The organism is Streptomyces sp. NPDC001156 (assembly GCF_053598275.1).
Window position 1 is genome coordinate 1 of sequence record NZ_JBSFJX010000375.1, and the last position, 4,560, is coordinate 4,560.

Sequence of the window (4,560 nt, forward strand, 5' to 3'; positions counted from 1 at the left end):
CCGCCGCGATTTGGCACAACTTCCAGACCGGGCAGGCGGTCAGCCGGTCACTGACCGCCTACGACCACTGACCGTGTTCGGAAAGACTCGTCTAGGAACGGTTGCAGGACCTCGTCGATGCGGGCCATCGGGTCGGCTTCCAGGACGACGCCGGCGGCCTTGGCCTTCTCTGTGACCTGTTCGGCCTGTGAGGCGTCGATTCGACGGCGCAGACGTTGGGTTTCTGCAGCGCCCATGCCACGGCCAGTTGTGCGTGGGACAGGCCGGCTTCGGCGGCGAGTGGCGTGAGTTGCTGGGCGGCGGTCAGTACGTGGTCGCGTATCCAGCGCGCGAGCCTGCCGGCTAATGATCAGGCCGCTGCGGCCGAGATGGCGGTCGTGAATGGAGGCAGTCCTTGGTCGGTGCGTTCCAATGAGGCCGATGGCCGGGCCGGGAGTTGCTGTCGCGGTCAGGGCTCGGCCGGTCTGCCGTGGCGTTGCCAAGCCCCGGGGTGTGCGCCGGCTGGCGGGGCCCGACGGGCTTCGAGGGCTGGTGTTCAGGTCTGGGATTCGTTGTGTACCTGTTGCCGTGCTGTGTGCAGGGCCAGGGGTGTTGCTGCTGCCCAGGCCTGGGGTGAGCAGGAGTGGGGGTAGGGAACGGGCCCGGAGGTGGCGGAGCGGTCGTAGCCGGCGATGACCTCGGGCAGGCGGTAGCCGTGGTGGGCGGCTGCGGCGATGAGGCCTTCGGTGACGGTGTCGACTTCGTCAATGAGCTGGTAGCGGGCCAGGCCCAGGGTGATGACGGCGTTGTCGTGGGGCCAGGCGCTGCCGCGGTGGTAGGACAGGGGGTGGTAGGGCCTTTGTCCGGCGGCCAGGGTGCGGATGGCCCAGCCGGAGAAGAAGTCCGGTGCCAGCAGGCGTCGGCCGACCCGGCGGGCGTGCTCAGCGTCGAGGATGCCGGACCACAGCAGGTGGCCGGCGTCCGAGGCCAGGGCGTTGACCTGGTGTCCGTCGCCATCCAGGGCGAGAGCGGGGAAGTCGGCTTCCGGCATCCAGAAGTCGGTGGCGAAGCGGCTGCGCAGTCGGGCGGCGGCGTCACGCAGTCGGTGTGCGTAGGGATCGTCGCGCCAGACGTGGTGGGCGAGTTCTGCGGTGCGCTGGAGTGCGTCGTAGGCGTAGCCCTGGGCTTCGGAGACGGCGATGGGGCCTTTTGCCTGGGTGCCGTCGGTGAAGCAGATGGCGCCTTGGGAGTCCTTCCAGTTCTGGTTGACCAGTCCGCTGGGGTCGGGGGTGTAGACGAGGTAGCCGTGTTGGCCCAGGCCGCCGTCGGTGAGCATCCAGTGCACGGCCTGGCGGGCGTGGTGTTCCAGGCGTGTGGCGAGGGTGGTGTCGCCGGTCGTCTCGTAGTGGGCGTGGAGCAGGACGAGGAAGAGCGGGGTGGCGTCGACGGCGCCGTAGTAGCGGCCGTAGGGGACCTGGCGGAAGTGGGCGAGTTCGCCGTGGCGGGTCTCGTGGACGATGCGTCCGGGCTGTTCGCCGCTGAAGGCGTCGTAGCGCTGCCCTTGGGTGGCGGCGAGGGCGCTGAGTGTGGCGGCGGCGGTGTGGGGGCGGTAGGGCAGAAGGAAGTAGGAGGTGAGCAGGGAGTCGCGGCCGAAGAGGGTGAGGAACCAGGGGATGCCGGCGGCGGGGACGTGCACCGTGTCGCCGTCTGTGCCGGTGACCGGGATGGTCAGCAGGTCGATGTCGGCGAGGCCTCGCGCGCAGGTGCGGGTCAGGTCGTCCGTTGCGGTCGGTGCCTGGCGAGGGGGGTGCGGCACGGCGGGCGCCTCGAGCGGCAGTCCGTGCGGGTGAGCGCGGACGGTGAGGCGGAGTTCGCTCTCGCCGTGCTCGTCGAGCCGGAGGTGCCAGGTGAGGGTTCGCGCGGTGGACTGCGCCGCATCGTGCGCGGGGGCGACGGCGTTGGGGGCGGGGTGGCAGGCGAGGGTGGTGCGGGCGTGCCAGTCGGCTCGGTGGTAGTCGAAGTGCAGGCCGTCGGGCGTGGTGTGGGCTGTGTAGCGGCCGCCGGGTTTGGCGTAGTGGCGGTCGTCGGCCCGCAGTTCGAACAGGTCGGCGAAGTCGGCGTCGACGGTGAGGTCGAGCCGGGCGGTGACCGGGTTGGGAAGGTTGCTCACCAGGCGCAGATGTTCGGTGAGCGTCCCGGCGGTGACGGTCTGTCGGCGGAAGACGGTGTAGGCGGGGGGTTTGTCCCGCGTGCCCTGCGGGGTGAGGACGCACTCGGCCGCGTCGTCAGTCGCCGCCTCGGCGGGCACCAGGGCGATGGGGCTGGTGCCGTCGACGGTGAGCTGCCAGCGGCTGAGGTGACGTGCATCCCTCAGGAACAATCCGTCGGGCGTGGTCCCGCGGGTGCCGTTGATGCCTGCGTCTGCGTCGAGGCGGACGAAGGTGGCGTCGCGCACCAGCTGGACGTGGTGGTCGCCCGCGGTCATGGCTGGGGCTCCTTCGGGTCGGCGCGCAGCAGGTCGAGCGCGAGGGCGGCGGTCCAGGAGAAGTGCCGGGTCCCTCGCCCGCCGCCGGTGGTGGGGTCGACGTATTCGGCGAACCGGGACCGTCCTGCTTCGGTGAGAAGGCCCTGCTGGAGGCGTTCGGCGTCGGTGTGGAGGCCGTGGGTGTGCAGTCCGCGGTGGATTAGCCAGGCCGTGTTGAACCAGGCCGGGCCGCGCCAGTAGCGCTGGGCGTCGAAGACGTGACCGGTCAGGTCGTAGCTGGGGACCAGCCGGGTGGCCGGTGCGCTGAAATGCGGGCCGTCAAGGGTGTCCTGCAGTCGCCCGACGATGTCGTGGGGCAGACCCGGCACTACGAGCGGGATGAGGCCGGTCACGCTGCGCTCGTCGACCAGGGTGTCGGTGCTCAGGTCGCGGGCACGGAACAGGCCGGCCGTGTCGTCCCACAGCCGGGCCACCAGCTGCCCGGTCAGTTCGTCGGCGCGCGTGGTGTGAGTTGCGTCGTCCGTGCCGAGCTCGCGGGCCATGGCGGCCAGGGCCCGCTCGCTGACGATGAGCAGGGCGTTGAAGCAGGGGTCTTCCATGGCGAAGCCGTGCTGCAGCGCACGGTCGTCGTAGCCGGCTTCGCGGTAGTCCGTCGCCAGCCGGACATAGCGGCCGTAGTCCAGGTCGGTGGGCCGGTCGGCGGGATGGCCGTGGTTCAGGTCGGCACGGTGGAAGGCCTCGGGCGCGGCGGGCTCGATGCGCTGCAGGGCTTGGTCCCAGCAGGGGCTGTTGTCCATGCCGGGCTCCCAGGGGTGGACGACGGCCGCCAGTCCTGCGCCGCCGAGGTCGCGGCGGGTGAGGAGGTAGTCGTGCCAGGCGGCGAGCCGCGGATAGGCGCGGGCGAGGAAGCCGCGACGTCGGGATTCGTGCGGGTCTGCCTGGTGCACGAGCCAGGCGGCCAGGGCGTGCACGGGGGGCTGGACGATGCCCGAGGTCTCTGGGGTGGCCGGGGCGCCGGCCGCTCGGCCGACGTGGGAGGACTGCCAGAAGTCGGGGCTGGGGAAATAGGCGTCGTGCGGGAGGGCGGGGTTGAAGACGATGTGCGGTATGCGTCCGTCGGCCCATTGCCCGGCCAGCAGGGACTCGAGTTCCTGCTGGGCACGGCGCACCGAGAGGTGGCGCAGTCCGATGGCGATGAAGGCGGAGTCCCAGCTCCATTGGTGGGGGTAGAGGGTGCGGGAGGGAACGGTGGAGGTGCCGGTCCAGTTGTCGATGAGGACCCGTGTCGCACCGCGCCGCAGGGTCAGGGCTGCGGTCGCGGTGGACACGGGCCTGTCCAGGAGGGAGGTCACGCGCCGGACCTCTTGAGGAAGGCGGGGATGGAGCGGACGGCTTCGATGGGATCGCCGGTGAGGCGGCATTCCGCGGCGAGGTATCCGTCGTAGCCGATGGTGTGCAGGGCGCCGAGCCAGGCGGGCCAGTCGAGGTGTCCGGCGCCGGGCTGGAAGCGGTTGGAGTCGGAGACCTGGGCGTGGCCAATGAGGTCGGCGTGGGCGAGGATCGCGGCGGCCGGGTCGCTCTCCTCGATGTTCATGTGGTAGCTGTCGATGCCGATTTTGAGGGAGTCCAGTCCGGTCTGGCGTATCAGGTCGGCGGCCTGCTCGAGCCGGTTGACCATGTGGTCCTCGTACCGGTTGAGCGGCTCCAGGAAGAGCGTGACGCCCTCCTTGCGTGCGTGCTCGCCCAGTTCGGTCAGGCCGGCGAGCAGGACCTCGCGGTCCTGCTCCTCGGTGCGCGGCGGCTCGAAGGGCGGAAGGCGGCGCGAGAACATCCCGTAGGAGGCGGGTGTCTGGGCGCCCAGGCCACCGATCTCGGCGATCACGGTGAGCTGTGACTTCATCTGGGCGATGGCATCGCGGCGCAGGTCGGCGTCGAAGGCGCCGAAGAAGTGCAGCATGTCGACGCAGACGGTGGGCATGACCACACCGTCCTTGTGGGCCTGCTTCAACTCCTCCAGGCGGGAGGCGAAGTGCAGGTCGCCCTTGCCACGCAGTTCGATGGCGTCGTAGCCGGCCTGCTGGGCGAAGTCCCACTTG

General features: G+C 70.6%; 4 protein-coding genes. All 4 read right to left on the reverse strand.

Going from position 1 to position 4,560, the window contains the following annotated elements:
- Window positions 1–47 precede the first annotated feature (47 nt).
- Window positions 48–236 (reverse strand): hypothetical protein, encoded by a 189-nt coding sequence (locus ACWDA7_RS50680; protein WP_450614710.1) that lies wholly within the window; start codon window positions 234–236, stop codon window positions 48–50.
- Between the two features lie 299 nt (window positions 237–535).
- Window positions 536–2,464: an amylo-alpha-1,6-glucosidase gene (locus tag ACWDA7_RS50685; RefSeq protein WP_450614712.1), complete on the reverse strand. Its 1,929-nt coding sequence runs from the start codon at window positions 2,462–2,464 to the stop codon at window positions 536–538.
- Window positions 2,461–3,816, reverse strand: coding sequence for an MGH1-like glycoside hydrolase domain-containing protein (locus ACWDA7_RS50690; protein WP_450614714.1), 1,356 nt, complete (start codon window positions 3,814–3,816; stop codon window positions 2,461–2,463). The genes ACWDA7_RS50685 and ACWDA7_RS50690 overlap by 4 nt, the downstream gene beginning before the upstream one ends.
- Window positions 3,813–4,560, reverse strand: a 748-nt coding sequence (locus ACWDA7_RS50695) for a sugar phosphate isomerase/epimerase family protein (protein ID WP_450614716.1), incomplete at its 5' end; no start/stop codon positions are given. The genes ACWDA7_RS50690 and ACWDA7_RS50695, both read right to left, overlap by 4 nt.